Source organism: Luteibacter sp., assembly GCF_036500425.1.
Taxonomy (GTDB): domain Bacteria; phylum Pseudomonadota; class Gammaproteobacteria; order Xanthomonadales; family Rhodanobacteraceae; genus Luteibacter.
The window spans coordinates 1-24,749 of record NZ_DASYCB010000050.1 but is presented as its reverse complement, the minus strand read 5'-3'; the positions used below and the strand labels follow the sequence as shown (position 1 = coordinate 24,749).

Annotated in this window: 25 protein-coding genes, 1 tRNA gene and 1 pseudogene; 9 read left to right on the top strand and 18 right to left on the bottom strand. The window is 63.5% G+C overall.

Annotation, left to right across the window (positions count from 1 at the left end):
* The first annotated feature begins 109 nt into the window (after nt 1-109).
* Nucleotides 110-829 (top strand): Crp/Fnr family transcriptional regulator, encoded by a 720-nt coding sequence (locus tag VGN46_RS12285; protein ID WP_331643992.1) that lies wholly within the window; start codon nt 110-112, stop codon nt 827-829.
* Here the strand turns inward: VGN46_RS12285 and VGN46_RS12280 are convergent.
* The 3 genes from VGN46_RS12280 to VGN46_RS12270 all read right to left on the bottom strand — a co-directional run bounded on the left by VGN46_RS12280 (nt 819) and on the right by VGN46_RS12270 (nt 4,406).
* Entirely contained in the window at nt 819-3,662 is a 2,844-nt protein-coding gene (locus tag VGN46_RS12280; RefSeq protein WP_331643990.1) for a TonB-dependent receptor, read from the bottom strand. The two genes, VGN46_RS12285 and VGN46_RS12280, sit on opposite strands and share 11 nt — an antisense overlap.
* Nucleotides 3,663-3,857: 195 nt before the next feature.
* A complete protein-coding gene (locus VGN46_RS12275; RefSeq protein WP_331643989.1) occupies nt 3,858-4,097 on the bottom strand; it encodes a hypothetical protein in 240 nt (79 codons plus the stop codon).
* Nucleotides 4,098-4,160: 63 nt separating this feature from the next.
* Nucleotides 4,161-4,406, bottom strand: coding sequence for a hypothetical protein (locus VGN46_RS12270; RefSeq protein WP_331643988.1), 246 nt, complete (start codon nt 4,404-4,406; stop codon nt 4,161-4,163).
* A gap of 210 nt (nt 4,407-4,616) precedes the next feature.
* On the opposite strand from VGN46_RS12270, the gene VGN46_RS12265 reads away from it, so the two are divergent.
* On the top strand, nt 4,617-5,666 hold the full coding sequence (locus VGN46_RS12265) for a TraB/GumN family protein (protein ID WP_331643987.1): 1,050 nt from the start codon (nt 4,617-4,619) through the stop codon (nt 5,664-5,666).
* Here the strand turns inward: VGN46_RS12265 and VGN46_RS12260 are convergent.
* A complete protein-coding gene (locus VGN46_RS12260; RefSeq protein ID WP_331643986.1) occupies nt 5,576-6,637 on the bottom strand; it encodes a DUF4105 domain-containing protein in 1,062 nt (353 codons plus the stop codon). The two genes, VGN46_RS12265 and VGN46_RS12260, sit on opposite strands and share 91 nt — an antisense overlap.
* A 188-nt stretch (nt 6,638-6,825) precedes the next feature.
* Here VGN46_RS12260 and VGN46_RS12255 point away from each other — a divergent pair, with 188 nt between their 5' ends.
* Complete coding sequence (locus VGN46_RS12255) at nt 6,826-7,509, top strand: HAD family phosphatase (protein ID WP_331643985.1); 684 nt, start codon at nt 6,826-6,828, stop codon at nt 7,507-7,509.
* A gap of 23 nt (nt 7,510-7,532) precedes the next feature.
* Here VGN46_RS12255 and VGN46_RS12250 read toward each other — a convergent pair whose 3' ends face one another.
* The 4 genes from VGN46_RS12250 to VGN46_RS12235 all read right to left on the bottom strand — a co-directional run bounded on the left by VGN46_RS12250 (nt 7,533) and on the right by VGN46_RS12235 (nt 10,811).
* Nucleotides 7,533-7,907, bottom strand: coding sequence for a response regulator (locus VGN46_RS12250; protein WP_331643984.1), 375 nt, complete (start codon nt 7,905-7,907; stop codon nt 7,533-7,535).
* A gap of 172 nt (nt 7,908-8,079) precedes the next feature.
* Complete coding sequence (locus VGN46_RS12245; RefSeq protein WP_331643983.1) at nt 8,080-8,601, bottom strand: tetratricopeptide repeat protein; 522 nt, start codon at nt 8,599-8,601, stop codon at nt 8,080-8,082.
* 68 nt (nt 8,602-8,669) lie between these two features.
* Nucleotides 8,670-10,379 carry a hypothetical protein gene (locus VGN46_RS12240; protein ID WP_331643981.1) on the bottom strand — a complete coding sequence of 570 codons (1,710 nt, stop codon included), beginning with the start codon at nt 10,377-10,379 and terminating at the stop codon, nt 8,670-8,672.
* Nucleotides 10,380-10,451: 72 nt separating this feature from the next.
* Nucleotides 10,452-10,811: a DUF1304 domain-containing protein gene (locus tag VGN46_RS12235; protein ID WP_345786190.1), complete on the bottom strand. Its 360-nt coding sequence runs from the start codon at nt 10,809-10,811 to the stop codon at nt 10,452-10,454.
* A 160-nt stretch (nt 10,812-10,971) separates the two neighbouring features.
* Between VGN46_RS12235 and VGN46_RS12230 the strand changes: the two genes are divergently transcribed.
* From VGN46_RS12230 to VGN46_RS12210, 5 genes are read left to right on the top strand one after another with little or no spacing between them, the layout of a single operon-like run.
* Entirely contained in the window at nt 10,972-11,247 is a 276-nt protein-coding gene (locus tag VGN46_RS12230) for a hypothetical protein (protein ID WP_331643980.1), read from the top strand.
* 49 nt (nt 11,248-11,296) lie between these two features.
* Nucleotides 11,297-11,677 (top strand): UBP-type zinc finger domain-containing protein, encoded by a 381-nt coding sequence (locus VGN46_RS12225; RefSeq protein ID WP_331643979.1) that lies wholly within the window; start codon nt 11,297-11,299, stop codon nt 11,675-11,677.
* Nucleotides 11,670-12,005 carry a tRNA-binding protein gene (locus VGN46_RS12220; RefSeq protein ID WP_331643978.1) on the top strand — a complete coding sequence of 112 codons (336 nt, stop codon included), beginning with the start codon at nt 11,670-11,672 and terminating at the stop codon, nt 12,003-12,005. The genes VGN46_RS12225 and VGN46_RS12220 overlap by 8 nt, the downstream gene beginning before the upstream one ends.
* Nucleotides 12,006-12,012: 7 nt before the next feature.
* Entirely contained in the window at nt 12,013-12,585 is a 573-nt protein-coding gene (locus VGN46_RS12215) for a DUF924 family protein (RefSeq protein ID WP_331643977.1), read from the top strand.
* On the top strand, nt 12,563-13,057 hold the full coding sequence (locus tag VGN46_RS12210; protein WP_331643976.1) for a YaiI/YqxD family protein: 495 nt from the start codon (nt 12,563-12,565) through the stop codon (nt 13,055-13,057). The genes VGN46_RS12215 and VGN46_RS12210 overlap by 23 nt, the downstream gene beginning before the upstream one ends.
* A gap of 15 nt (nt 13,058-13,072) precedes the next feature.
* On the opposite strand, the gene VGN46_RS12205 is transcribed toward VGN46_RS12210, so the two are convergent.
* The 8 genes and pseudogenes from VGN46_RS12205 to tpiA form a co-directional block, all read right to left on the bottom strand.
* A complete protein-coding gene (locus VGN46_RS12205) occupies nt 13,073-13,555 on the bottom strand; it encodes an SRPBCC family protein (protein ID WP_331643975.1) in 483 nt (160 codons plus the stop codon).
* Between the two features lie 2 nt (nt 13,556-13,557).
* On the bottom strand, nt 13,558-13,872 hold the full coding sequence (locus VGN46_RS12200; protein ID WP_331643974.1) for a helix-turn-helix domain-containing protein: 315 nt from the start codon (nt 13,870-13,872) through the stop codon (nt 13,558-13,560).
* A 96-nt stretch (nt 13,873-13,968) separates the two neighbouring features.
* Nucleotides 13,969-16,029, bottom strand: coding sequence for a putative bifunctional diguanylate cyclase/phosphodiesterase (locus tag VGN46_RS12195; RefSeq protein WP_331643973.1), 2,061 nt, complete (start codon nt 16,027-16,029; stop codon nt 13,969-13,971).
* Nucleotides 16,030-16,807: 778 nt separating this feature from the next.
* On the bottom strand, nt 16,808-17,098 hold the full coding sequence (locus VGN46_RS12190; RefSeq protein WP_331643972.1) for a hypothetical protein: 291 nt from the start codon (nt 17,096-17,098) through the stop codon (nt 16,808-16,810).
* Nucleotides 17,099-17,508: 410 nt separating this feature from the next.
* Nucleotides 17,509-17,703: pseudogene (locus VGN46_RS12185) on the bottom strand (Arm DNA-binding domain-containing protein); the annotation flags it as partial.
* A gap of 234 nt (nt 17,704-17,937) precedes the next feature.
* Nucleotides 17,938-18,022, bottom strand: a tRNA-Leu gene (locus tag VGN46_RS12180).
* Nucleotides 18,023-18,051: 29 nt separating this feature from the next.
* Nucleotides 18,052-18,489 carry a preprotein translocase subunit SecG gene (gene secG, locus VGN46_RS12175; RefSeq protein WP_331643971.1) on the bottom strand — a complete coding sequence of 146 codons (438 nt, stop codon included), beginning with the start codon at nt 18,487-18,489 and terminating at the stop codon, nt 18,052-18,054.
* A 25-nt stretch (nt 18,490-18,514) separates the two neighbouring features.
* Entirely contained in the window at nt 18,515-19,273 is a 759-nt protein-coding gene (gene tpiA / locus VGN46_RS12170; protein ID WP_331643970.1) for a triose-phosphate isomerase, read from the bottom strand.
* 160 nt (nt 19,274-19,433) lie between these two features.
* Here tpiA and VGN46_RS12165 point away from each other — a divergent pair, with 160 nt between their 5' ends.
* Complete coding sequence (locus VGN46_RS12165; protein ID WP_331643969.1) at nt 19,434-21,848, top strand: DUF3772 domain-containing protein; 2,415 nt, start codon at nt 19,434-19,436, stop codon at nt 21,846-21,848.
* Between the two features lie 171 nt (nt 21,849-22,019).
* On the opposite strand, the gene VGN46_RS12160 is transcribed toward VGN46_RS12165, so the two are convergent.
* On the bottom strand, nt 22,020-23,651 hold the full coding sequence (locus VGN46_RS12160) for a serine hydrolase (RefSeq protein ID WP_331643968.1): 1,632 nt from the start codon (nt 23,649-23,651) through the stop codon (nt 22,020-22,022).
* A gap of 68 nt (nt 23,652-23,719) precedes the next feature.
* Complete coding sequence (locus VGN46_RS12155; RefSeq protein ID WP_331643967.1) at nt 23,720-24,625, bottom strand: DMT family transporter; 906 nt, start codon at nt 24,623-24,625, stop codon at nt 23,720-23,722.
* Between the last annotated feature and the right edge of the window lie 124 nt (nt 24,626-24,749).

The window sequence follows — 24,749 nt, the reverse complement described above, 5'->3', positions numbered from 1 at the left end:
ACCCGATGCACCTGCGGCATTTGGGCGCAGGCGCCTGACCGTGTCCGGCCCGCACGAACCTGCGACCTAAAATAGGGCCGCGCGCTCGCTGTGCGCGGGAGGTTCACTCGTGCATTACGCCCCCGATGTCGCCACGCCCCCACCGGCATTACGCCGAGACGCGGCCTGCTGCAATGCTGCGTGCAGGCATGCGCACGCCTGCCAGGCCACCCGCGGCGGTGCGGCCGAACTGCTCGCCATTCGCGATATCGTCGAACGTGTCGGCCCATTCTCCGATGGCGATCGCCTCGTGCAACCCGAGGCGCCCCATCTCGCCGCCTATGCCGTGCTGACCGGCATGGCGATGACCGTGCGCGGTGGTCGCATCCGCGCCTTTCATTTGCCGGGTGAACTGTTCGCCCTGGACATCACCCGCCAGGGTCTACACACAACCTCGGTCGTCGCAGTGGGCAAGACGTGGTTTTGCCGCTTCCCGCGCGCGGCTACCGATGCCTTGTGCGAGCACGACGACGCCATCGCGAGCCACCTGCGTGACTTGCGTCGGCAGGAACGCCGCCTTGCCACGCAGGGCGGTGATGCCCCTGCCCTCGCCCGCGTCGCGTCCTTCCTGGCGGACCTGCTTGTACGGCGCCGACAGGTCGAACCCGATACCACCTTCATACCCCTGCCGATGTCGCGCGATGACATCGGCTCCTACCTGGGGATGAGCGCGGCCACGGTGACGCGCATGCTTGCTCGCCTGCGCGCCGATGGCAGCCTGGCGGTCAGGAACGACGGCGTCGATATCACCGACGCCGCCGCCCTGGCCGGGCACGGCCTTACAGCTTGACCTTGACGCCCACGGTGAAGAAGCGGCCGACCACGCCGGCCTGCGAATAGGTCGGGTTGTAGTTGAGGCCCGCATAGTTCAGCGGATCGAACGGCGCCTTGCGGTCGAACGCGTTCATCACCGAGCCGGTGATCGCCACCTTGTCGGTCAGGTCGTAATTGCCTGTCAAATCGACCTGCGTGTACGACGACATCCTGCACGAGGCCGGGAAGTCGTCGCCGGTAAGCGTGTTGGTCGACTGGCACCCCGGCGCCACATCCGGCGCGGTGAGCTTGAGGCCGCTGGTGTAATAGATCGTGCCCGTGAGGGTCAGCTTCCCCCACTGCACGCTATTGGCCCACGACCCGCGGTAGCGCGGCGTACCCGCACCGGAAGAGAGCCCGTACGGGCCGTGCGTGCCGACGAATTGCAGCTTCGAACCATCCTGCAACGTCAGCACCCAGCTGATGATCTTCGTGAGGTTGATCTCGCTGGTGAAGCGCACATTCTCTGCGAAGTTGAATCCGCCCTTGAGGTCCAGGTCTACACCCTTGGTCTCAAGTGAGTTCTGGTTAACATACGGCGCCACCACCACGATCGGTCGCGGCAACGCATCGGGCGCCGCCGGGTCGGGCACATCGGCCACGATGTTGGATGCCGTCGGCAAGGGCTGGCCGTTGTAGTAAGCATCGAGCACGGCCGCAGGGCTCTGCTGGCCGATCACGCCGGTCTTCTTGATCCGGTAGTAATCAAGCGACGCGCTGATATCGTCGGTGGGCTGGAACACCAGACCGAAAGTCCAGCTCTTCGAGCGTTCCGGCTTCACCTTCGGGTTGGCTGCCGTAAGGAACGCCAACGGGTAAGGCTGTACGTAGCCGCTGTTGTTGTGCAGGTTCTGGAACTCTTCCGGCGGCGTGTACGTAGCGAACCCTTCTGCCTCGCTCGAACCGTTCTCGGCGAAGCTCGGCGCACGGAAGCCCTTGGAGAACGTCCCACGCACCGCGAGCTGCTCGATCGGCTTCCATTTGATGCCGATCTTCGGCGAGAAACTCCGCCCGAAGTCGGAGTAATGGTCATACCGGCCCGAGACATCGACTTCCAGCGATTCCAGGAACGGCGCATCCAGCTCCACGTAGGCGCCGGTCACCGTGCGGTTGCCCTTGGTATGGGCGATGCCGAGGCCTTGTGCTGCCAGGTCCGGGTTCAGGTCCGGATCGTTCTGCTCCTCGTGGCGCACATCGATACCCGTGGCTAGACCCAGGGAACCGCCGGGAAGGTCGAGCAGTGGCCGGCTGACCCGGAAGTCGAATGACTGCAGGTCGCTCGTCGAGGTCTTATGCAACGCAGGCGCCAACGCTTCCATAAATGCTCGGGAATTGGCCGAGGGATCAAGGAAATTGTAGGTGCCGTTGGTCACCGCGGCGATAAGGGAGTTGTAATTGAGCAAGCCGAACGTGTCGGTATCAAGCGAGGCATGGTTGAATACCAGCGCGGTATCGTAGCTCCAGTCGCCCCATGAGCCGGTCAGGCCACCCGTGATACGCAGGTTGTGGTTCTTGTTCTGGCCACCCCCTGTCACCCCCGGGAACGTGTAGTTGATCAACGCCGCCTTGCCATCGGCAGCGAACGGGTTGTTCGGATTCAGCGACCCATCGGGCAAGGTCGCCGGCAAGGCGATCGAATTGGTGTTGTTCGGCGTGCTCGCCTGGATCTGTGGCGGCGGCCCGCGGAAGTTGGTTTTCACCTGGTAGTAGCTGGTGTCGATGTAGGCCTGCGTGGTGTCATTCAACTTCAGCGTAAAGCGGCCATACACGCCCGCCCGCTCCATCTCGGGCGCGATATCGAAGTACCGCGTGCGGTTGTAGGCACAGTAGCTACCGGGGTTGCTGGGATCATCCGTAATCAGCGTGCTGCCCGCCCCGCACGGCACGAGCGGCTGCGATAGCGCACCCGGGTCGGCAATACCCGAGGTCACGTCACCGGGCTTGCCAAGCGTGCCGGGCGTCACCGTGCCGTACAGCGAACCGGAGTTCTGTGAAGGCTGGCCGCCGATCAGATTGTTACCGCCGCTCGGGCGGGTATCGTTAGTGTTGTACGGGTAGCCACGGTCGCCCACCTTGATCCGCTCGTCCTTCTGGTATTCGGCACTGAAGTAGGCATTCCAGCCGTCTTTACGCAGGTCGCCGCCACCGAACAGCACGGTGCCACGCCGCGTGGTGCCGCCGCCCTTTTGCGACGTGCCGACTTCACCACTGAATTCGGCGCCCTTGAAGCTCGGCTTGAGGATGATGTTGACGACGCCAGCAATGGCATCGGCGCCGTACAAGGAGGAGGCACCGTCCTTCAGCACCTCGATCCGGTCGATGGCGTTGGAAGGGATGGTGTTGAGGTCAACAAAGGAACGCTGGCCATCATCGGCCAGCGGATAGTTCGCGGCGCGGCGGCCATTGATCAGGACCAGGGTGGAGTTAACGGTCAGGCCGCGAAGGGCCACGCCAGACGAACCGGCTGCAAAGCCACCGGTGAAGGCCGGTGGGATCGAGCCGCTGTTATCGGCCGACACCGCGCGGATCACATCCGACACGGTGGTCAGGCCGCTTTTCTGGATCTGGTCGGCAGTGATCGTCGTCACCGGCGAGGGCGTTTCGACGTCGATACGCGGCAACGCCGAGCCGGTCACCGTGATCGCCGCCAGTTCGGTCGTGCCCTTCTGGGCACCCTGCGCGTCCTGCGCGGGGGGTGGGGGTGGTGGCGCATTTTGCGCGTGCAGGTATCCGCCGCTGCAGGTCAGCGCGGCGGCGATGGACAAAGCGAGGCCGTGGCGCCTAAGCGCCATGTGTGCGTGCGTTTTCATGGTGAGTCTCCGGAGCCTTAGGGGAGTGGGGCTGGGACTTTTACGGCGAAGGAATATGCGAAAAACGCAACATTCACGAGACCGCAATGAAAACCTACGCCGTGTAAACCACGGGTGCCATCGGCCATTCGGAATAGCTTGCGCCGGGTTGCACCGCGCCCTTCTGGCACGGCCTATGCAGTGGCTGGGGCGGCCTTACTCGTCTTCGCCGGGATCGAAACCTTCGCGTTCCTTCATCAGTTCGCGCGCCGCGGTAATGCCCAGGCGCATGCCTTCGGCACAGGCGTCTTCTTCGTTATCGTGCAGGGTGACGCACAGCTTTTCCTTCACTTCGTCGCCATCTTCGCTGATGACGTATTTGCCACGCCAATGCCCGGGCTTCGCGACATAGCACGAGCCCTCGACGTCGAAATAACCAATCTTGCGGTGAGTCATGGGTGGCGGGTTCCTCCGTAAGCCACCATCGTATCCATCGCACATCAACGCGATGTGCACTCGCTACTGCAGACTCTGGACCGGCCGCTTCGCGTTTGACTCGAATTCACGCCAGACGCCGTCGGCGCCCTCGACGGAGACCAGCACGTGGGTCAGGCCCTGCGTGCCCAGCAGCTTCGATTGCTGCACTGCGTAAGCGATCGCGGCCACGCGGGTCTCAAAATTTTCGGTCGGCACGCCGTTGAGCTGGACATGCCAAAGGCCGGCCAGATCGGGATTGAACGGAATGTCGTAAATGACGAGGGCCATGGGGAACGAACTGCTCCAGCGCACATGCTTTGCCGCCGGTCCCAGGCAAGTGGGTTCTTACGGTCGGACGTGGGAGCTTAGCCTTACCGCAGCGCGTCCACAACGGAAGACTACTTGGCGAAACCTTCACGGCGCCTGCACGTGAATGCGAGGCGAGCAGCCGGTGCGCGTGTCTCCGTCCGTCCGCGTTGCCTCGGCTAGACTTCGCGCATGACCCGACGCCCTCGCCTCCCCTTGCTGGTCCTCGCCCTTGCCTTCACGCTCGGTGGCCGCGCCCTCGCGCAGGTCCCCCCGCCCGCTACGAGCATCCCCACGCTCGAGGGCGTCACGGTCAGCGGTGTCCAGCCGGGGCCCGGGCTCTGGCGCGCCACGCGCGGCGACCATGTCCTGCTGATCCTGGGTACGCTCTCGCCGATTCCCGGCAACATCACCTGGAAGACCGACGAGGTCGACGATGCACTGGCCCATGCCGGCGCGCTTATCCTGCCGCCGCATACCGAGATCAAGCCTAATGTTGGCTTCTTCGGCAAGCTGGCCCTGCTGCCTACGCTGATCGGCGTGCGCAATTCACCCGATGGCAAAACGCTCGAAGAGACGGTGCCTGCGGATGTCTATGCACGCTGGCTCGCGGTGAAGGCGCGCTACATCGGCGACGAGCGCAAGGTCGAGCGGTACCGGCCGATCTTCGCCGCTATTGAACTGTACAAACAGGCGGTGAAGAAATCAGGCTTGCGCAAGTCCGGATACATCACCGATGCGGTGGTGGATATGGCGAAGAAGCACAACGTGAAACAGGTACCGGTGGATTACACGTTGCTTGTGGATGACCCTCGCGCCGTCGTCAAGGAGTTCAAGCGCTCGACCCTGGATGACCTTTCCTGCTTTACCCAGAGCGTTGACAACATCGAACCACAACTGGCCGCCATGCGTGAGCGCGCGAACGCCTGGGCGACCGGCGACGTGACGGCATTGCGCGACGAGAGCCGCGCGAAGCAACTTTCCACCTGCCTGGATGCGGCCACCGAGGGCGGGCTCGCCCAGCGCATCGGCCTGACCGACGTGCCCGCACAGGTTCGCACCCGCTGGCTTGCCGCGGTCGATACCGAAGTGGCCGCGAACACCCAGACCGTCGCTATCGTCCCACTGGATGACCTCATCGGGCCGCAGGGCTACCTGTCGGCGTTGGCGGCGAAGGGCTTTAAGGTGGAATCGCCGGATGACGGCGATGCGTCCGACAAGACCGCCGGCGGCACGCCCTGACGGATCACTGCTGAAAAATCGTCGTCGGCGTGGCTGGTGCGAGCACGGTCGGTGATCCTGCCGAGCCTGCGCCACTCGTCCACGGGCATGCGCTTGTCCAGCGCACCATTGTCCATCAGGTACTCGGGCAGGTATCCGGTCAGCAGCAGGCGGATATCCATCGGCAAGCCATCGTCGATGCGCCGGGCCATGCGATAGACGATCGTCGTGCAGTTCGAGGTGACCGTGTTGTAGAAGCGTGGCGCAACCACCAGCCGGTTCGCCGCGCTTACGTAAGACACGAAGAGCGAGCGCATCGCCTCGCGCGGCATGCGCAACGGGAACAGGTAATCGTCCTCGCCACGAACGTTCGTGCGTACGCGGATGATGTCACGTTCGTCCGCGGCGATCAGCACGAGCTCGAACTGCTTGAAGAAGCCACCCACTTCCGAAAATGCTTCGCCTTTTTCGCGCCGGATCTCCATGGAGAAAACGACGTGCCGGCCATCATCGAAACCGAACGAGAGCATGGCGTGCGCGATCGCTTCGCTCGACCAGTAGGAGAGCACCGCATCCGCGGAGACCAGGTGGGCCAGGTCGTACTCACGGGTTTCCCAGCGCGCGTCATAGTCATCCTCCGCGCGCCAGGTAAAGTTGCGTACGTTGTGCAGGATGACGTGATCGCCCTGCACCTCGCCGGATAACAGATGGGCGACGTCATCGGCCCATACCCGGTCGTTACGTGGCTGGATCGTCACCCACCATGCCATGAGCAGGCCGAGCAGGATCACGCCGGAAAGCGGCGCCCACCAGGCACGCCACCCAAAAAAAGCAATAAGCAGGGCCAGGTAGGCCACCGACCACAACGCCGCGCCCACGACGCGGAGGGGCGGTGGCCCGGGCAACTGGTAACTCAGGGCCAGCGCACCCCACGCACCCGAGACGAATAGCAACAGGCCGGCCGCGGCACCCAACAGGCTGCGGGCGATCATCCGGCGTTTTCTCATGGCGTAGCGCGAGGCAAAGGACTCATCGCGCAAGGGTGAACGGAGCCGCTAGCCAGTGCAATCGTTTTCGTGCTTTTTTCACCCTTAGGGATATGGCGCCGCATCACGGCACGCGCTATGTTCGAGGTGAAACAGGCTATTTCAGGCTGCCGTGGCAGCTATCGGGGGCAGGCATGGTGCGTTTTCCCGCGACACCCCAGGCCATCGTGTTTGACCTGGACGGCGTGCTGTTCGATACCGAAGCCCTTTACCGTGACGCCCTGCTGGGTGCCGCCGCGGCCGTGGGCATCGAGATTCCCATCGTGTTGTGCCAGCGCATGGTCGGCCTGCACGGCCAGGCCGCACGCATGCTCCTACGCGACCACGTCGGTGACGAGGTGGACCTGGATGAGGTCTGGGTCGGCGCCTCGGAGCGTTACCACGCGATGTTCGAAACCGATCTCCGGCTGAAACCGGGCGTGCTGGCCTTGCTGGAAACGCTCGATGAATTCGATCTGCCGCGTGCCATCGCCACATCCTCACCGCATGGCATCGCCATCCACCACCTGGAGGCCTTCGGCCTGCGCGATCGCTTCGACGCGCTGGTCGCCTCGGGCGACTGCGAACGTTGCAAGCCTTACCCTGACCCTTACCTGCGCGCGGCGCGGATCCTCAACAAGCCGGCGCATTGCTGCCTGGCGCTGGAAGATTCGCACGCGGGGGTACGCTCCGCTGTCTCCGCCGGCATCCCTACCATTATGGTCCCCGACCTCCAGCAGCCATCGGCTGAACTACGCCGGATGTGCGCCAGCGTGGTCAGCGGCCTGGATGAAGTCAACGAATGGCTGCGCAAGGCCTGCAGAGCGCAGGCCTCCTGATACGGACGTGGATCGGGCTTAGCTTAGCTCGCCCGCGCGGCACTCGCCTCCTGGATCGCCTGCGCTAGTTGTTGCGCGCTGTAGGGTTTGCGTACGGTCGGTGCCCGGTAACGGGTGGGAACATCCCGTGGCGAACTTCCAGTCGCCAATACATAGGGAATGCCCCGTCGCTTGAGTTCATCCAGCGCGGGATAGGCCATGACACCCTGCAGGTCCAGATCCACTACGGCCACATCACACGATGTGACATGGGCCACCCGCAGCGCTTCCTCGATACATCCCGCGCACGCGGCTACGTCGTAGCCAAGGCGCGCTTCCAGCAGATCGGTCAGCGCGGAGGCGAGACCGGAATGATCTTCAAAAACGATGGCTCTCGGCGCTGCGGTTGTAATGGCCATAGCGACACTCACGGCGGACGATTCAGACTCCCCGGACCTGAAGCTACTACCGAATTTGCATGCAAGCCATACCCCAACAGGCAGATATCACGCTATTTCGATGGCTTTTTTCACGTATGCGAACGCCGTCATTTTTTGTTTCGATCTAATCGCAAAAGAGTCACGAAAAATCTCAAGGATGATCGTCTGGCTCGACAATGAAGGGCGGCGCGCCACCATCGCCCTTCCCTCGGGTACCCACATCGTCAGCCACTCGCGACAGGCGCTGGGCGATGCGCGCGCTATCCCGGCGCAGCGTATCCCCGGGCTTGCCGGCCTGGGCACTGGCGATCATGGCGGCCTGGGCCTGCTTCAGGCGTACCACGCCCAGGTTGTATTGAACCTGCGGATCGGCCGGGCGAATCTGGATGGCGTGCCCGTAGGCCAGCACGGCCTCGTCGGGCTGTTGCAGGCGGAACCGGGCATTGCCCAGGCGGAACCATGCGTCGGCGTCGTCCGGCTGGGCCTCGACGATGGCCTGATACAAGTCGGCGGCCTGGCGCATGTCACCCGCGGCGTACGCGTGCTTCGCGTCTTCGGCATCCTTCGCCACGTCCACCGTGGGCTTGGGGGGCGGGAGTGTGGCATGGCTTGCGCAACCCGCGAGCAAGGCCACCGTCATGCCAACGGACCCTACGAGACTGACACGCGACATGGATTGCACTCCTCGGGTGCGGATACACGCTTCCGACATTGCCCGCCCCGGCAACCACCCGTCAATTCTTACAAAAGGCCGAAGGCACCCAGTTCGCGATGGAGACGGCGTGAAAGGATGCCGAGCAGCAGGCGCCGCACATAGAAGCGCCAGGCCAGCCAGGTGGCGAAGCGGCCGCCCATGGTGGTCGTCGCCGAGGTGTACAGGGCCTGCATCCGGCTTTCGACCAACGGCATCAACGCCTCGATATCGAGCGCGCCACGCGGCCAGCTGGGCACGGGTTCACGCAGGCCCTGGCAACCGCCAACGAGGGGTATCACTGGCGCGTAGGTTTCCCCATCGATCGTACGCAGGTACCCCGCAAGCGCATCATTGTTCACCCAGCGCGCGAAGATCGGGTTGCTGGCCGGTACCAGCAAACGCTCCGAAAGGAAGCGCTGGCAGTTGCGCCGGCCGAGCAGGAAATCGTGGTGCCGGTAGGCTTCCGCCAGGAAGCCGGAGAAGCCACCCAGCGCACCTGCGGCCAGTGCCCGCCCGCCGATCCAGCGCGCATTGCCTTCGGCCGGGGGGCGGCTCGGCGCGATCATGAAGCGGCTGTACACCGTGGTGTCGAGGGCAAGCGCCACCTCTTCGGGCTTGAAGCGGGCTTGCTGTTTCCACGCGCCGAACAGCGCAGCCATGGACTCGACCAGGTTGGTGTCCGCGGCTTCGATCGGGCCCGGCGCTTCGGCCTCGGGAAAGGGATCGAGCATGATCACGATGCGATTCACCCGGTTGCCTTCGCGCGGATTGCGGCCCAGCGTGCCGGCCAGTTCGGTGCGAGCCAGTTCGAACGGCTCGTTATCCATGGCACCGCCATCCACGGCGACGAAACGATAGTCACCCTGCCTGGCCTCGCCATCCGACCATGCCGGCGGGATCGGCACCGGGACGGCCTGGCCGCCCTGGCCCGGTACGACCACCACGCGCTGGTCGTAGTCGGTCCACGGACGCGCCACTTCCCGGTAGCGCAGACCGGCCGGGAACGCGGACGACGCAAGCGCCGCATCCATGATGCCCCGCCAGGCCGGGCTGGTCGGATGATTCGGCCCGCTGACCGCACGTTCGTCCGGGTATCGCCACGCCGGGTCGTAACGTCCTTGCCCCGTGTCCACCGCGAAGCGGAGCCAATCGGCGTGGGCCATCATGCCGTGGCCCGGGATCTCGGGGTTGCCCTTGAACAACACCATGTAGGGCACGCCGCGCAGGTTGGTGACCGTGAACACGCATTTCAGCGGGTTGGCGACGTATGGCCGCGCCACCTCGGCGCGCTGGTAGGCGAGCATGTCGTCAGCGATCGCATCCAGGCAGCTCGAATCCAGCAACGATGCGATGGGTCGGGCCGGATCCGCGAGATCGGTCTTGCCGAGTAAGGCGCGCACATCGATGCGCTTCACCCACGCGTCGTAGAACGGGTTGCCCGTGATGCCCTCGGGCGCGGGCCCGGCGTGTACGTGGGGAAAGCGATAGCGCAACGCGATGGCGGAAAGCACGCCGTTGATGCTGCCGGCGGAGGCACCGGAGATCACCCTTAGGAGGACGTCATGATCGGGAACGGCCTGGCCCTGCGCCCTTGCGTCGTGCCAGTGCTCCAGCGCCTCGTAGAGGAAATCGAGCACGCCCGCGGCATACGCGCCACCGGACACGGCCCCGGCAAGCGCGAGACCCAGTTCAAACGTGCCCGGGCGGCAGGCAGGCGTCTCCCGGGGGCGGGCAAGCGGCAAATCGGTATCAGGCATCCAGCATCGATCCGTTGGGTTCCCAGGGAACGCCCCGCCCCCTCCGGCGGCGTCTCGATCAAGCGTGCGACCTTAGCGTGCCATCCACTGCGCCGCCAGCGCCAGCGCCGCGGGCAACGCCTGTACGTACAGGATGCGCCGGCTCGCGGTCAGCGCGCCCCACAGGCCCGCCACCACGACGCAGCCCAGGCCATAAAACACGAAGGCCGTGGCGAACGGTTCGCGCAAGACCAGCCCGAGCACCAGCGCCACGACAAGGAAACCGTTGTAGAGACCCTGGTTCGATGCCAACGCCGCGCTTTGTTCGGCGAAGGCCAGTGTGATGCCGAACACCTTGGGCCCGCGCGAGCGCCATAGCGCCATCTCGAGGATCACGATGTAGACGTGGATCAGGATAACCAGCGCAGTGAGAATGGTGGCAAGCAGGGACATGGCGATCCTTCATGGGGCGATAGTGGCCGCAGCATAGCGACGGGACGTCCGCACATCACCCGTTTTGTATCCGATGTGCCGGCCCCGTGAGTTTACGTAGACCGATCGTTGGATTGCACGGTGGGTAGGCAGCGGGTCTTATAGACCGATGCGTTACGTCATGGCAGCCCAGGAGATATCGCTGGAGGCCCTCGGGCTTCTCCAGGCCTTGCTGCATCACGATTATGGCGAAGCGCACTTCCGCGCCGGGCACGTGGCGCGCCATGCCATGTTGCATGAGCATCTGCCCGTGGCGGACGCCGCCGAGCGCATCGAGGACCTGCTGCAGACCGGCACGTTCGATGCCCAGGCCTTGCAACTGGCGCTACGCGGCCTTGCACATTCGGTCGATCGTATGCAGCTGGCTGCCCTCCGTCGTGCCGGAAGGCTGTTCTGAGCGTGCTGCTCGGGTAGGATCGGGAGAGACCTCCCGGAGTCTCCTGCCCATGAGCCACTCTTCCGAATTCATCGACCCCAGCGTGCCGCCCAGCGGTGCGGGTTGCGTGGAATGCCTTGCCACCGGTGACTGGTGGTTTCACCTGCGGCGCTGCGCGAAGTGCGGACACATCGGCTGTTGCGATGATTCGCTGAACCGCCATGCGCGCAACCATTTCGAGGAAACCGGTCACGAGATCATCCAGACCTTTGAGCCTGGCGAGGACTGGTTCTACGATTACCGTACCGATGACGAAGTGCGCGGCGCCCCACGCCTGGCCGATCCCCAGCACCACCCCCGCGACCAACCCACGCCCGGTCCGGCAGGCGTCGTACCACGCAACTGGCAACGGATACTGATGGAACGCAATGAGCGGGAACGCAATGACTGAACTGATCGAATGGAGCGATTTCACCAAGGTGGTGATGGTGGCCGGCACGGTCACCCGGGCCGAAGCCTTTCCCGAGGCCCGGCAACCTGCCTACCGGATCTGGGTCGACTTTGGCTCGTATGGCGAGCGCAAGACCAGCGCGCAGGTCACCGGCGTTTACCAACCGGAAGAACTCGTGGGCCGGCAGATCATCGGCGTGATCAACTTCCCTGAGAAGCAGATCGGGCCGATCCGCTCGCAATTCCTGCTCACCGGTTTCCATACCGACGACGGCGTGGTCATTGCGACCACGGAACGAACCGTGCCTAACGGCACACGGCTGGCTTGAGAATCCGATGTCTGCTTCTGATCCTTTTGAAAACGTGGCTATCGACGAAACGCCCGCGAGCATCGTGGCTTTCTGGCGTGATGCCGGGCCTGATGCGTGGTTCAAGAAAGATGACGCGTTCGACCGCGAATTCCGCCGCCGCTTCCTGCCCGCGCACATGGCCGCTTCGCGCCGCCGGCTCGATCACTGGATGGACACGGCGGAGGGCTGCCTCGCCTTGCTGATCCTGCTCGACCAGTTGCCGCGTAACGCGTTCCGCGATTGCGCGCACATGTTCGCCACCGACGCGCTAGGCCTGTACGTGGCGCGGCACATGCTGGCGCGGGGTTACGACCAATCGATCGACGGCGACATGCGCGTGTTCTGCTACCTGCCCTTCTCGCACGCGGAGCATCTTGCCGACCAGGACCTCGCCGTGGCCGGCAATGAGCCGCTTGGCGAACCCTACCTCAAGTTCACGCACATCCACCGTGACATCATTCTCCGCTTCGGGCGCTTTCCGCACCGGAATCACGCGCTGGGGCGTGAGACGACCGCGGAAGAACAGGCGTTCCTTGATGAGGGTGGGTTTGCAGGGTGAAGCCGTGGCATTGAACATCTGGGTGGATGCGGACGCCTGCCCCAACGTCATTAAGGACATCCTGTTCCGCGCCGCCGAGCGCGAACAGGTGGATGTCACGCTGGTCGCAAACCAATGGATTCGTACGCCAGCGTCGAAGTTCATCCGCTCGATCCAGGTGCCGGGTGGTTTCGACGTCGCGGATGACGAAATCGTCCGCCGCGTCCAGCCGGGTGACCTTGTGATTACCCAGGATATCCCGCTAGCCGCGTTCGCTATCGAGAAAGGTGCCCTCGCATTGCATCCCCGCGGCGAAATGTTCACCCGCGACACGATCGCGGCGCGGCTGTCGATGCGCAATTTCATGGAAGAACTTCGCGGCGCCGGCGTCGATACCGGCGGCCCCGCTGCCATGCACCCACGCGACCGCCAGAACTTCGCCAACGAGCTCGATAAGTGGCTGGCGCGTCGGCGCAGCCAGCCTGCGTCATAGAGGCGAATGGCTGGGTCATGAGCTACGCTCGCCTTCGACTACCTTCGGCTTGGCGAAGACGTCGATGCCCTGACCGGTTTCCAGTAGCGACTTAAGGCTGGAGAGAACGATCGGCCAACCGTGCTGGATGCCCTTGGCCATGCCGCTGCCCGTTTCGAGCTCATCGTGAGTAACGGTCAGCCGGACCATGTCTTCATACTCCTCAACGTCGAAGCGCACGCGGCTGTAGCTGCCCGGATCGTCGGCCTGAGCGGGGCTCGCCCAGGTGATGACCAGACGCGCCGGCGGCGTGTACTCGACGACCTTGCCGACGACCTGCACGGTGCGCTGCTCGTTAGCCCGCACATGCTCCCAACCTGATCCTGGCTTCCAGTCAGAAACATTTTCATGACCCCAGTAGCGCCGCGCGATCTCCGGCTTAGTGATGGCCTCAAATACTTTTTCGGGCGTCGATCGAATGTAGGTCACATAAACGAAGCAGGTCTTCTCTTTGCTCACGGCTACTCTCCTTCGAGTTCTTTCTTGAGGTCATGCAGCAGGCTGAGCCGCTGCTGTTCAAACTTCCGCACCCACCGCTCGTAGACTTCATGCAGCGGCACCGGGTTGATGAAGTGCAGCTTCTCGCGGCCACGCCAGACCGTGCTGAGCAGATTGGCCTCCTCGAGAAGCCCGATGTGCTGGGTGACCGACTGCCGCTTCATGTCCAGGTGCTCGCACAGTTCGCCCAGTGTCTGCCCGTTCTGCGCGCACAGGAGATCGAGCAGCTTTCTGCGTGTGGGGTCGCCCAGTGCCTTGAAAACCTTATCCGCGTTCATGATTTGCGTTTCAGCATGTAAGCATAATATGCAGGCATTTACCTGCATGTCAAGGTGTCGTATCCCCCGCTCGGTGGCTTGGGAACCGACAGATCGTCAGGCCGCCGTGGTGGGTAGCGCGCTTGTCAATTCACTAGCCGGGACGGGACAGCCGAGGAGGAAACCCTGGAGGGCGTTGCAGCCGAGCCGGGTGAGCAGCTCTTGCTGCTCGATCGTCTCGACGCCTTCGGCGACAATTTTCAGGCCGAGCGTCTTGCCCAGCCCGATGATCGCGGCGACGATCGCTTCATCGTCATTGCCTTGCGCAAGCTCGGTAACGAAGCCTCGGTCGATCTTCAGCTCATCGGCGGGCAGCTGCTTGAGATACAGCAGGCTCGAATAACCGGTACCGAAATCGTCGATCGAAATGCCGACACCGAGCGCCGCCACCTGATTGAGGATCGCGAGACTGGTTTCGGCGTCGCGCATGGCGGTCGACTCCGTGACCTCCACCGTGAGGTGACGAGCTTCGATGCCGTGGCGGGCAAGAGCCCCACGCAGCGTATCGACCAGGCCCACATGGTTAAGCTGCGCCGTGGATACGTTCACGGCAACCGTCCAGTCCGCATGCCCGGCATCACGCCATACGCGCATCTGCCGGCAGGCCTCGTCGATGACCCAGTTACCGATGGGAATGATCAGCCCGGTGCGTTCGGCGACGGGCAGGAACTGGTCGGGCGGCACGAGGTCTTCACCCGGCTTGTTCCAGCGCAGCAAAGCTTCCACACCGACCATGGGGCCACTGGGTGAAACGAGCTTCGGCTGGTAGTGCAGCGTGAACTCGTCGCGATCGAGCGCGCGGCGCAGATCCTGCTGGAGCTTCAGTTGCTGATGTACGTTGATGTTCATTACCGCTTCGAAGAAACGGAAACCACGGCGCCCCTGCTCCTTCGCGTGGTACATGGCGGCGTCCGCGTTGATCATCAGTTCGTGGCGGGAACGGCCGTTCTCCGGGTATAGCGCGATGCCGACGCTCGCCGACACATGCGCTGTCACTCCACTAATGAGGTACGGCTCGCTGAGCAGATCCACAAGCTCTTCGGCCAGCACCGCCGCATCTTCTGGGCCGCTGATGTCGATGACCACGACGAACTCATCACCGCCGAGGCGTGCCACGGTTTCATCCTCGCGTTTACACGCAAGGATGCGGCGCGACACATCGCGAAGTAGCTCATCGCCCACGTGGTGCCCGTAGACGTCGTTCACCGCCTTGAAACCGTCCAGATCGAGGAACAATACGGCGAAGCGCCGGCCACTCTTCGAGGCGTTATGGATCGCCTGGTCCAGGCGATCTTCGAGCAACACGCGATTGGGCAAGCGGGTCAGGTTGTCATGCATCGCAAGCTGCAACAACTCGCTGTTGGCGCGATCAAGCGAGGTGGCCAGCATGTTTGCCCGCGCATCGAGCATGGCCACAGCCAGTGCGATCGCGAATACCGAGAGCGTCACGACGATAACGACAACGGCCAGGTACTTCACATCGATGCCGCCGGCCAGGGCAGCACCGCACCAGCTGCCTTCCGGGAAATTCGCCGCGGCCATGCCGGTGTAGTGCATGCCGACGATGGCGCAACCCATGACCAACGAGGCGCCAAAGCGCGCCACCCACACCCGGCCCGTGTCACGGCGCAAGCGGAACGCGATCCACAGTGCCGCACCTGAAGCGAGCACGGCAAACAGGACAGAAAGCGAGAAGAGCACCGGGTCGTAGACCACACCGGGCATCATGCGCATCGCGGCCATGCCGGTGTAATGCATGGCGGAAATGCCTGCGCCCATGAGAAGCGCGCCAACCGCGAGTCGCCGCTTTGGCAGCTCATCCTGACAAACCAGCCACAGCGCGAAGGCGGAGGACCCCACCGCGATAACCAGCGATAACGCGGTCAGCTCGATGTCGTAGCCGAGTGTGATGGGCAGGCTAAACGCCAGCATGCCGACGAAATGCATGGCCCAGATACCCAGACCCATCGCGAATGAACCGCCCACGAGCCACAGCATGGACGCCCGCCCCCGGGTCCCGGCCACGCGCCCGGCCATGTTCAATGCCGTGTAAGAAGCCAGGATGGCGACCACGAACGAGAACGCGACCAGAACGTTGCTGTAGCTGCTGACGAGCATCAAGACCACCTGCGGCGTAAGAGGCAGGCCAGCCCAACTCACACGGCGAGTGGCCCGCGACGACGCGCATCACGCCGTATCACATCAATTTCGGCAGTTTCGGCAATTTCTTGAGGGTGTTTGCCGAAAATGTAGTGGTTACGTTTCAGCCGGGCATGATCCAGCGAGTCACAACGAAGGCGAGCAGCGAACAAAGTGCCGCGATAGCGCTCGTGAGTACGCATGCGCGCGCTGGATGTAAGGGAATTCTCGATGTGTTGTAGGCCCAACGAAATGCTGAGCACAAAAAAAGACCCGCGTCAAGCCGTTGGCGAAAATTGCCAAGAGACCGAAAGCTCAAACGAGACAGGGAGTTAGCTCTACTTCGGGCCGCTTTGAGGGGCTGCGGCTATGTGGGCTAGGAGCCACATGGGAGCGCGCAGTGGAGGGCTGGGTCGTGCCGGATCGGGAACGATTGCCAGCGGACGACAGGCTCGTCTCACAAGCATAGCCCGCCCCGCCCCCTTCCTCAACAACGATGCACAGCGCTGGGTGGTGCGTTCGAGAAATAGCCACCAACGGCGCTGAGAATCGTCAACCTGGCTTCCAGCGGTCAGGTCTTGCTCACGCTTGCCTTTTGGCTGCGACGAAGCTTGGAACATGTGAGGGATCGGTGTCACGGCATCGAACGTGTGGGCGTGTAAGTGGGCCAATGATTCGTTGAGCTTCTCGGCGAGCTTATGGTCTTCATCCAGACGCCGGCACACCCCTTCGCCAATCGCCCTATCGAGACCATTCTTCATCGCCTCAGCAGCACCAGTTCTTCATAGCGTTTGGTGAGATGCAGGTTCTCAATCAATTCGCGAAAGACGCGGATTCTTCCCCGGACGAGCATGGGAGATCTAGTTCGCCAGAAGAAGTAGACGACGACGGAGAGAAGGAGCAGGTAAACCGCGCTCGAACTATCGAGCCGCCATCTCCACGGCCCCAGGCTGTAGTACAGGCCGAGCCTTTCCAGGGCGGGAGCAAATACCAGGTAGTGGATGAGGAGAAAGACGATGGCACCGATGACCCGATCCCACCAAGCCATGCAAAAGCGGAGGCGAAGTCTGCTGGTGGGAGAGATCAGTGCCCAGACCGCGGCAATAACGCCCAATATGGTGAGCAAGCTGGTGGTGTCAATTTGGGCAGAAGCCGTCATAGCGCGGTCTATCTCATCCTTCCGTGTATCGGCAAAGATTACATGCATTTGGGGACAGCGCTGGAATCTTGTGGTGGGCGGGCGAGCGCGGCCCTCCGCCCCGTTGTTCATCGTCGACGAGCCTTAATGCTGTTCGCGCCACGAGACTCCACCATGAGCCGAGTGTTCTCAAGCTCCTTTTGCAGCAACTCGGCATCCGGCAGCACCATCCGGTAGTTGGCTGCCATGACCTTGCTGGGCAAGCCTTCCAGCGTATACCGTGCCAAGGCGTGTCCCTTGTCAGCGCACAGGAGATGACGTAGTTCCCCATACTGGCCCAAGGCGGGCTTGCGGCGCTCGCCGGCGTTGGTGCGGTACTGGAGCATGAACACCTTGCGGCCGGCCGGGGTGATCTTGCATAGGAAGCCGGGCACCACGGTGTCCCGGAGTTCGACGGGCTGCGCCTAAGGCGTCGCGGCATCGACGGCGGACTTGGTGAGTTTGATTCTTGCCATGATGACTCCTCGGAAACTCGGTTTCCAAGAGCCACATGGGAGCCACGCGACCGGAAGCGGGGTCAAGTTTCGGAAAGCACCGGCATATACTGAACTCGCCTAATTCCTTGATACACCTGCCGTAGCGGGCTTAGGCGTAGTCCAGCGAAGTACCGGGCTGGAGTCATCGTCAAACAAAAAAACCCGCTTGCGCGGGTTTCCTTGCGATCCGGCTGAGGTTGTCCGGATCTATGTTGGTGCCCAAGGGGGGACTCGAACCCCCACGACCTAAGCCGCTACCACCTCAAGGTAGTGCGTCTACCAATTCCGCCACCTGGGCATAACTTTTAAAATTAGGGTGTTGCTTTATTACTTCTTGGCCGTCGAAGCGGACGCCGGGTTGGCTGCCTGCTGCGGGGCCGGAACATCGTTGGTTGCCGCCGGTGCCGTCGCTGCCGGGACATCGCCCTGGGCCTTCGGCACATCGCTGGCCGGAGGTGCCGCGTTAGTCGCCGGAGCCACCTGGGCCGCACCACCCGACATGACACCAAGGTCCGCCGTCGGCTGGGGGTTACCGGTCCGGCCGAGGTAGATACCCATGCCGAGACTCAAAATGAAAAACAGACCGGCAAGCACGGCGGTAGCACGGGTCATGAAGCTCGACGAACCGCGCGCACCAAACACGGTAGCGGATGCACCGCCACCGAAACCGGAACCTGCCTCCGCACCTGCACCGCGCTGCATAAGAATCAGCACGATCATGGCTGCGGCGATCAGAATATAGAAAACGCTGAAGAGAATGAACATATCTTCTAGTTTGCCGTGTCGCGAGTTATCGACGCGCCGCGGCGCATTTGCATATATCCAGGAAATCGGAAGCCACCAGGGCGGCGCCGCCGATCAATCCCCCGTCTACATCTGGCTGGGCGAAAAGTTCAGCCGCATTGGCCGGCTTGACGCTTCCACCGTAAAGCACCCGGGTGAGGAGCGAGATAGTAACATCCTTTTTCGCTAGTTGGCTACGGATGAACGCATGAATTTTCTGCGCCTTCTCCGGCGTCGCCGTGAGGCCCGTGCCAATGGCCCACACCGGCTCATAAGCGATGAGCGCCTCGCGGAAGGGCTCGATCCCGTTGTGGTCGAGCACGGCGGCGAGCTGGCGGGCGATCACCGCCTCGGCCTGCCCTGCCTCGTGTTCTTCCTTCGTTTCACCGACGCAGAGAATCGGAGTAAGGCCCGCCTGGCGGGCGGCCTCGAACTTCTTGGCCAGCAGCGCATCGGATTCATGCTGGTACTGGCGGCGCTCGGAATGGCCGACCAGCACCCAGGTGGCGCCCACATCGCGCAGCATGGCGCCCGAGGTCTCCCCCGTGAAGGCACCCTGGACGTGGTGTTCGGACAGGTTCTGCGCCCCGAAGCCCAGGCCACGGTCGCCATAGCGATCGGTGAGCTCGTGCAGGAAGACGTCCGGCGGGAAAACCACCACGTCGGTGCCATCCGGCAGATCCTCGACGATATCGCGGACGAGCTTGTCTGCCATGGCGCGTGAGCCATGCATCTTCCAGTTTCCGGCGACCAGCTTCTTGCGCATGGCTTGGCTTCCAGGCGGTGGCAAAGGGGCGGCAGGATAACGGCGGACCCACGGCGGGCAAAGCTGCATTGCCGCATGGATGCCGCCGTATGCGGCGTTCACCGAGGGTAACGCATGCTTCGGGCATTTGAGCCTGTCGGATCCGGCCTATCATTCCCCCATGCGCATATTGAGAATTCTCTTCATCGCCCTGCTCCTCGCGGGCACCGGCGTCGCCCTGGCCCAGGACGCGGACGCCCCGGCGACCCCGGCCCAGCAGCTGGATGACATCCGCGGCCAGCTGGATGGCGTCGAGAAAGCCATGAAGGCGACCGACGTTACCGATGGCCAGATCGACGACCTCCGTGGCCAGGCCAACGACGCCAGCAGCAAGGCACAGAAGGTCTCCAGTGCGTTGCAGGGGGGCCGCGATGCGGCGAAGGCGCGGCTCGACCAGCTAGGTCCCGTACCGACGGGCGGGGCCAAGGAGCCACCCGAGGTCGTCCAGGCCCGAAAGGACGCCCAGAAGGCGTTCGACGCCGTCGACGGGCAGATCAAGCAAGCCGATGCCATGGTGCTGGAAGCCAGCCAGACGGCGAACGCGCTATCCGACCTGCGCCGCACCCGCTTCCAGGGCAGGATTGCCCGGCAGACCTACTCCCCTCTATCCCGCCCGTTCTGGTCCGAGCCGGCGAAAGCCTTTCCGCGCGATGCGTCGAATGTGCGTGACTTCATCGTCCAGGCCCAGGCGGATATCGCGGATAGCTGGACCAACGGCAACCGCAGCGCGCTGATCACCTGCGTGCTGATCGGCCTGCTGCTGATGACCGCGGTGCGCTTCTGGATCGAATCGCGGGTGCGCAGCCTTACCGCCAACCGTATGCCGCCAGGCCGCCTGCGCCGCTCGGCGTTGATCGTTGGCATCACGCTCACGTCGGCCCTCACCACAGGTATCGGCACCCAACTGGTGTACGTCGGCCTGAACTGGCGCGACACCTTCAGCGACGAAACCAACGAGGTCGCCAAGGCGATCGTCCGCCTGGTGTTCTTCGGCGCATTCATTGCCGGGTTGGGCCGCGCGCTGATCTCGGCCAAGCGTCCCTCGTGGCGCTTGCCCGCCATCTCCGATGAAACTGCACTAAGCCTGCGCCGGTTCCCGATGCTGTTCTCGGTCGCGGTGGTGGTGTTCTATTTCCTGCGCGTCATGAACCGCGTGATCGGCACCAGTCTTGCCGCCGAAGTGCTGACCAGCAGCCTGCAGGCGGTGGTGCTGACCATCCTCACCGCCCTCGCCCTGATTCGCCTGAGCCGCACGCACCAGGTCGCCGAGGAAGGCAGCACGACGCCGCCGCGCCCGATCTGGGCCAGCCTGTTCATCGCCGCCGCCTGGGTCGCCATCGTCAGTTCATGGATCGGCCTGCTCAGCGGCTTTATCGCGTTCGCCTCGTGGATGGCGGGCCAGGTCGTATGGACGCTGATCGTGATTTCTGCCACCTACCTGGCCATGCGCCTGGTAGATGACCTGTTCGAGACCCTGCTATCGGAGAAGGGTCCGATGAGCGCGCGGGCGCAGGCGATCTTCGGCACCCACCCCAAGCTGCTCGACCAGGCGGGCGTACTGCTATCTGGCGTGTCACGGCTGGCGCTGTTCCTGTTCGGCCTGACCGCGGTGATCTCCGGGTTCGGTGCGGGCACTTCGGATATCCTCGATCTGGCGAGCAAGTTGCAACAGCTGAAGATCGCTGGCGTGATCCTGCAACCTGCGCAGATCCTCGGTGGCATCGGCGTGTTCTTCGCGGGCCTGCTCGCGGTGCGCATCGTGAAGAACTGGATGGCCGACCAGTACCTGCCGCGGACCAGCCTCGATCCTGGGATGCGCACGTCGCTGACCACCTTGCTCGGTTACGTCGGCATCGTCATCGTGGTCTCGATCGCCCTGCTCTCGCTGGGCCTCTCGTTACAGAACATTGCCTGGGTCGCTTCCGCGCTTTCCGTCGGCATCGGCTTTGGCCTGCAGGCCATCGTGCAGAACTTCATTTCCGGGCTGATCCTGCTCGCCGAGCGTCCGGTCAAGGTCGGCGACTGGGTGGTGCTGGATGATGCCGAAGGCGATATCCGCCGGATCAACGTGCGCGCCACGGAAATCCAGGTCGCCGACCGTTCGACGATCATCGTGCCGAACTCGTCGTTCATCACGAAGCCCGTGCGCAACATGACGATGGCCAATCCGCAGGGCCGTGTGTTGATCAAGCTGCCGATGCCGCTGGACTCCGATCCCGTGTCGGTTCGCGACCACGTCCTCGACGCGATGCACGAACACCAGGGCGTCTCGGAAAGTCCGGCACCTTCGGTGACGCTGGATAGCATCGACCGCGCGGCGATGACCTTCGCGATCACCTGCTACGTCGGCAGCCCGCGCGACGTGGGTGGGGTCAAGAGCGATCTGTTGTTCGAGATCATCGCGCGTTTGCGTGGCGCGGATATCCCGCTGCTACGTCCGCAGGATCTGGTGCTGCGTTCGGGTGGAAACGTGGGTGACCTGATCGGGCCGACCGGCGCCGCGGCGCCTAAGGCCTCTACCGATCCCGACGGCTGAGGCGAGCACCCGTCGCGCGCAAGCACACTCCCACAACCGCCGCTACGTAGCCCGCTTCTTGTGGGTGCGCCGGTCGCGCGCAAGCGCGCTCCTACAACCGTCGCTTCGTAGCCAGCTTTTTGTAGGAGCGTGCTTGCACGCGATAACCAACGGAGCGGTGACACCGCGCGGCTACGGCTTGACGGGGGCCAGGCGCAGGTCCTGGAAGTCGAAGCTGAAATCGGTCAGCGGCGACACCGGCTCCATCCGCACTTCACGCACCTTGCCATCCGGATCCAGTGCGAAGTTCACGAACGCATCGCCATTGAGTGAGCGATCGTTCCAGTGCGCGATAAAGGTATCGTGCTGCCACGGCTCAAGCGTGCCGGTGAGCTGCGCCGTTTTGGTGAAGGTCATCACCAGCTTGCCGCCCTGCTTCGCCACCTTGACGTCGCCGTACCAGGGATCGCGATACGTGCCGGCATAACCATCCAGCGGCAGCGACGGCTTCGCGCCCTTCGCACGATCGGCCTCATGCTTCTTCATGCTGTCGTCGGCGTTGCCTTCCGCCTTCTTCACCGATGCAGCGTACGCGGCGATCCAGTCGGTCTTCGGCGCATCCATGTAGGCATCCAGCGCACGCATGGTCACTGCCTGGAATGCAGCACCGCTTTCCTGGTTGGTGAGCACCACCACGCCGAGGTTCAGGTCGGGGACCAGGGTCAGTCGCGACACCATGCCGGGCCAGCCGCCGGTGTGCCAGACCAGTTTGTGGCCACGGTAATCGGAGACAAACCAGCCCTCGCCATAACCGGAGAAGTTCGGCACGGCCGCCTTCAGTTCGGGCACGCTGGGCTCGGAAATCCGGATCGGCGTGAGCAGCGACCACATTTCCTTCTGCCGCGCCGCGGAGAACAGACGCTGTTCGCGGCCGTTCGCATCGGTATACACACCACCCGCGAGCTGCATGGTCATCCACTTGGACAGGTCATGCACGCTGGAGTAGATGCCACCTGCCGACGGATTGTTGTTCCACGACATCGGTTCGACCGGCTTCAGGTCCTTGAAGTCGAACTTGGCGTGGCCAATCGCCGTGTCATCGCCTGGGTTGATATGTTCCGGGGCGCTGGTAATCGATTCGGTCATGCCTAGCGGCTGGAAAATCCGGTCACGGACGAAATCCGCCCAGGGCTTGCCCGAGACCTGCTCGATGACCAGGCCGGCCACCGCAAACAGGATGTTGTCGTAGGCGTACTCGGCGCGGAAGCTGTTGGTGATCGGCACGTAGCGCAGGCGTTCCACAACTTCCTTCGTGGTGTACGTCGTCGCCGGCCAGTACAGCAGGTCACCCGCGCCGAGGCTCAGGCCGCTGCGGTGCGCCAGCAGGTCGCGCACGCGCATCTCGCGAGTCACATAGGGATCAGACATCTGGAACCACGGCAGCCGGTCGACCACCCGATCATTCATGTCCAGCTTCTTCTCGTCGGCCAGGATCGCCAGCGAGGCGGCGGTGAACGCCTTGGTGTTCGATGCGATGGCAAAACGCGTATGGGCATCGACCTTGGCCGGATCACCCAGCTTGCGCACGCCCGAGCCCATCTCGAGCACGATCTTGCCGTCCTTCACGATGGCCACGGCAATACCTGGCACGTCGAACTGCTTGCGGGTGGCGTCGACGTAGGCGTCGAAATCGGCCAGTGCCATGGGGCGCGCAGCAGCGGATGCACTGGTGGCGGTGGCTGGCGAGGCGTCCTGTGCCTGCGCGGCCAGCGCGAAGGCAAACGACGTGACCCCGAAGGCGAGGAGGTGGCGAAGACGCGGCATTGGGAACCCCTGCTGGAAAACGGTGTTCCAGACTATGCCGCGCCGGGGGCGCCGAAGGAAGGGACCGCTTAGGCCTTGCTTTTCTGGCTGAACAGGACGCTGCCCAGGATGATCGCGCCAGCCAGGGCCATGGTCGGGGTCAGCGCTTCGCCCAGGAACATCCATGCCCAGGCGACACCAAACAGCGGGACCAGGTACGTGGATGTCGCGGCACGCGGTGCACCGATCTTCTGGATCAGGCGGAAATAGAACGCGTACGCAAGGCCGGTGGAAAGCACGCCCAGCGCCACGACACACGCCCACGACTTCTCCGGAATCGGCGCGTCAGGCCAGGTGGCCCAGGCCAGCGGCGCGGTAAGCAGCGTGGCACCCAGCAGGCAGCCCGCCGCCACGGCGGTCGGTGCGATATCGGAGAGGAATTTCTTGATGAGGTTCGCCGCCAGGCCATAGCAGAACGATGCCGCTGCGCCAGCGAGCGCGGCCATACCGACGTTCTCGCCCGCAGTCTTGCCGCTGGCCAGGATAACCACGCCGATAAAGCCTGCCACGAGGGCAATAGCCTTGCGTGTGCCGATCTTCTCGCCAAAGCCGATAAACGCCACCAGCGCGGCGAACAGCACGGTCATGCTGTTGGCGATGGCACCGATGCCAGCTGGCGCACGTTCGGCACCCCAGGCGAACAGGGTGAAGGGAATGGCGGCGCTCAGGCCGCCGAGCAGCAGCATCTTCCACAGGTGCGCCAACCGAATGGTCGCGCGCGCGCGCCATAGCAACGGCAACAGGATGACCGAGCCAAAGGCAAGCCGCGTGGCCACCATGGGAAACGGGCCAAAGTCCTTCGCTGCGATGCGCATGAACAGGAACGAGCCACCCCAGATGGCGCCTAGCGCCACCAGCTCCGCACCGGTGCGCCAGTCGCGCTCGGCGGTTGCGGGTGCCATGGGTTCGAGGGGGGAATCGGCAGCGGCGGACATGCGAACCTCATGGATGACGGGCTCTCTATTGTCGCCGGAACACCGTCCCAGACAAGCGCTTTGTTTACAGCCCAGCCTACAAAAGCAGTCAACCCTCCCCTGTAGGAGCGCGCTTGCGCGCGAG

What these genes read in the sequence shown, in the direction of transcription:
- VGN46_RS12160 (WP_331643968.1), bottom strand. Translation starts at nt 23,651, where the DNA reads ATGCCGCGTCTTCGCCACCTCCTCGCCTTCGGGGTCACGTCGTTTGCC.
- VGN46_RS12245 (WP_331643983.1), bottom strand. Translation starts at nt 8,601, where the DNA reads ATGTCGCGTGTCAGTCTCGTAGGGTCCGTTGGCATGACGGTGGCCTTG.
- VGN46_RS12260 (WP_331643986.1), bottom strand. Translation starts at nt 6,637, where the DNA reads ATGATCGCCCGCAGCCTGTTGGGTGCCGCGGCCGGCCTGTTGCTATTC.
- VGN46_RS12165 (WP_331643969.1), top strand. Translation starts at nt 19,434, where the DNA reads ATGCGCATATTGAGAATTCTCTTCATCGCCCTGCTCCTCGCGGGCACC.
- VGN46_RS12190 (WP_331643972.1), bottom strand. Translation starts at nt 17,098, where the DNA reads ATGGCTTGGTGGGATCGGGTCATCGGTGCCATCGTCTTTCTCCTCATC.
- VGN46_RS12195 (WP_331643973.1), bottom strand. Translation starts at nt 16,029, where the DNA reads ATGCTCGTCAGCAGCTACAGCAACGTTCTGGTCGCGTTCTCGTTCGTG.
- VGN46_RS12230 (WP_331643980.1), top strand. Translation starts at nt 10,972, where the DNA reads ATGGCAGCCCAGGAGATATCGCTGGAGGCCCTCGGGCTTCTCCAGGCC.
- VGN46_RS12210 (WP_331643976.1), top strand. Translation starts at nt 12,563, where the DNA reads ATGAGGGTGGGTTTGCAGGGTGAAGCCGTGGCATTGAACATCTGGGTG.
- VGN46_RS12275 (WP_331643989.1), bottom strand. Translation starts at nt 4,097, where the DNA reads ATGACTCACCGCAAGATTGGTTATTTCGACGTCGAGGGCTCGTGCTAT.
- VGN46_RS12265 (WP_331643987.1), top strand. Translation starts at nt 4,617, where the DNA reads ATGACCCGACGCCCTCGCCTCCCCTTGCTGGTCCTCGCCCTTGCCTTC.
- secG (WP_331643971.1), bottom strand. Translation starts at nt 18,489, where the DNA reads ATGTTCATTCTCTTCAGCGTTTTCTATATTCTGATCGCCGCAGCCATG.
- VGN46_RS12225 (WP_331643979.1), top strand. Translation starts at nt 11,297, where the DNA reads ATGAGCCACTCTTCCGAATTCATCGACCCCAGCGTGCCGCCCAGCGGT.
- VGN46_RS12235 (WP_345786190.1), bottom strand. Translation starts at nt 10,811, where the DNA reads ATGTCCCTGCTTGCCACCATTCTCACTGCGCTGGTTATCCTGATCCAC.
- VGN46_RS12240 (WP_331643981.1), bottom strand. Translation starts at nt 10,379, where the DNA reads ATGCCTGATACCGATTTGCCGCTTGCCCGCCCCCGGGAGACGCCTGCC.
- VGN46_RS12220 (WP_331643978.1), top strand. Translation starts at nt 11,670, where the DNA reads ATGACTGAACTGATCGAATGGAGCGATTTCACCAAGGTGGTGATGGTG.
- VGN46_RS12270 (WP_331643988.1), bottom strand. Translation starts at nt 4,406, where the DNA reads ATGGCCCTCGTCATTTACGACATTCCGTTCAATCCCGATCTGGCCGGC.
- VGN46_RS12255 (WP_331643985.1), top strand. Translation starts at nt 6,826, where the DNA reads ATGGTGCGTTTTCCCGCGACACCCCAGGCCATCGTGTTTGACCTGGAC.
- VGN46_RS12200 (WP_331643974.1), bottom strand. Translation starts at nt 13,872, where the DNA reads ATGAACGCGGATAAGGTTTTCAAGGCACTGGGCGACCCCACACGCAGA.
- VGN46_RS12155 (WP_331643967.1), bottom strand. Translation starts at nt 24,625, where the DNA reads ATGTCCGCCGCTGCCGATTCCCCCCTCGAACCCATGGCACCCGCAACC.
- VGN46_RS12215 (WP_331643977.1), top strand. Translation starts at nt 12,013, where the DNA reads ATGTCTGCTTCTGATCCTTTTGAAAACGTGGCTATCGACGAAACGCCC.
- VGN46_RS12250 (WP_331643984.1), bottom strand. Translation starts at nt 7,907, where the DNA reads ATGGCCATTACAACCGCAGCGCCGAGAGCCATCGTTTTTGAAGATCAT.
- VGN46_RS12280 (WP_331643990.1), bottom strand. Translation starts at nt 3,662, where the DNA reads ATGAAAACGCACGCACACATGGCGCTTAGGCGCCACGGCCTCGCTTTG.
- tpiA (WP_331643970.1), bottom strand. Translation starts at nt 19,273, where the DNA reads ATGCGCAAGAAGCTGGTCGCCGGAAACTGGAAGATGCATGGCTCACGC.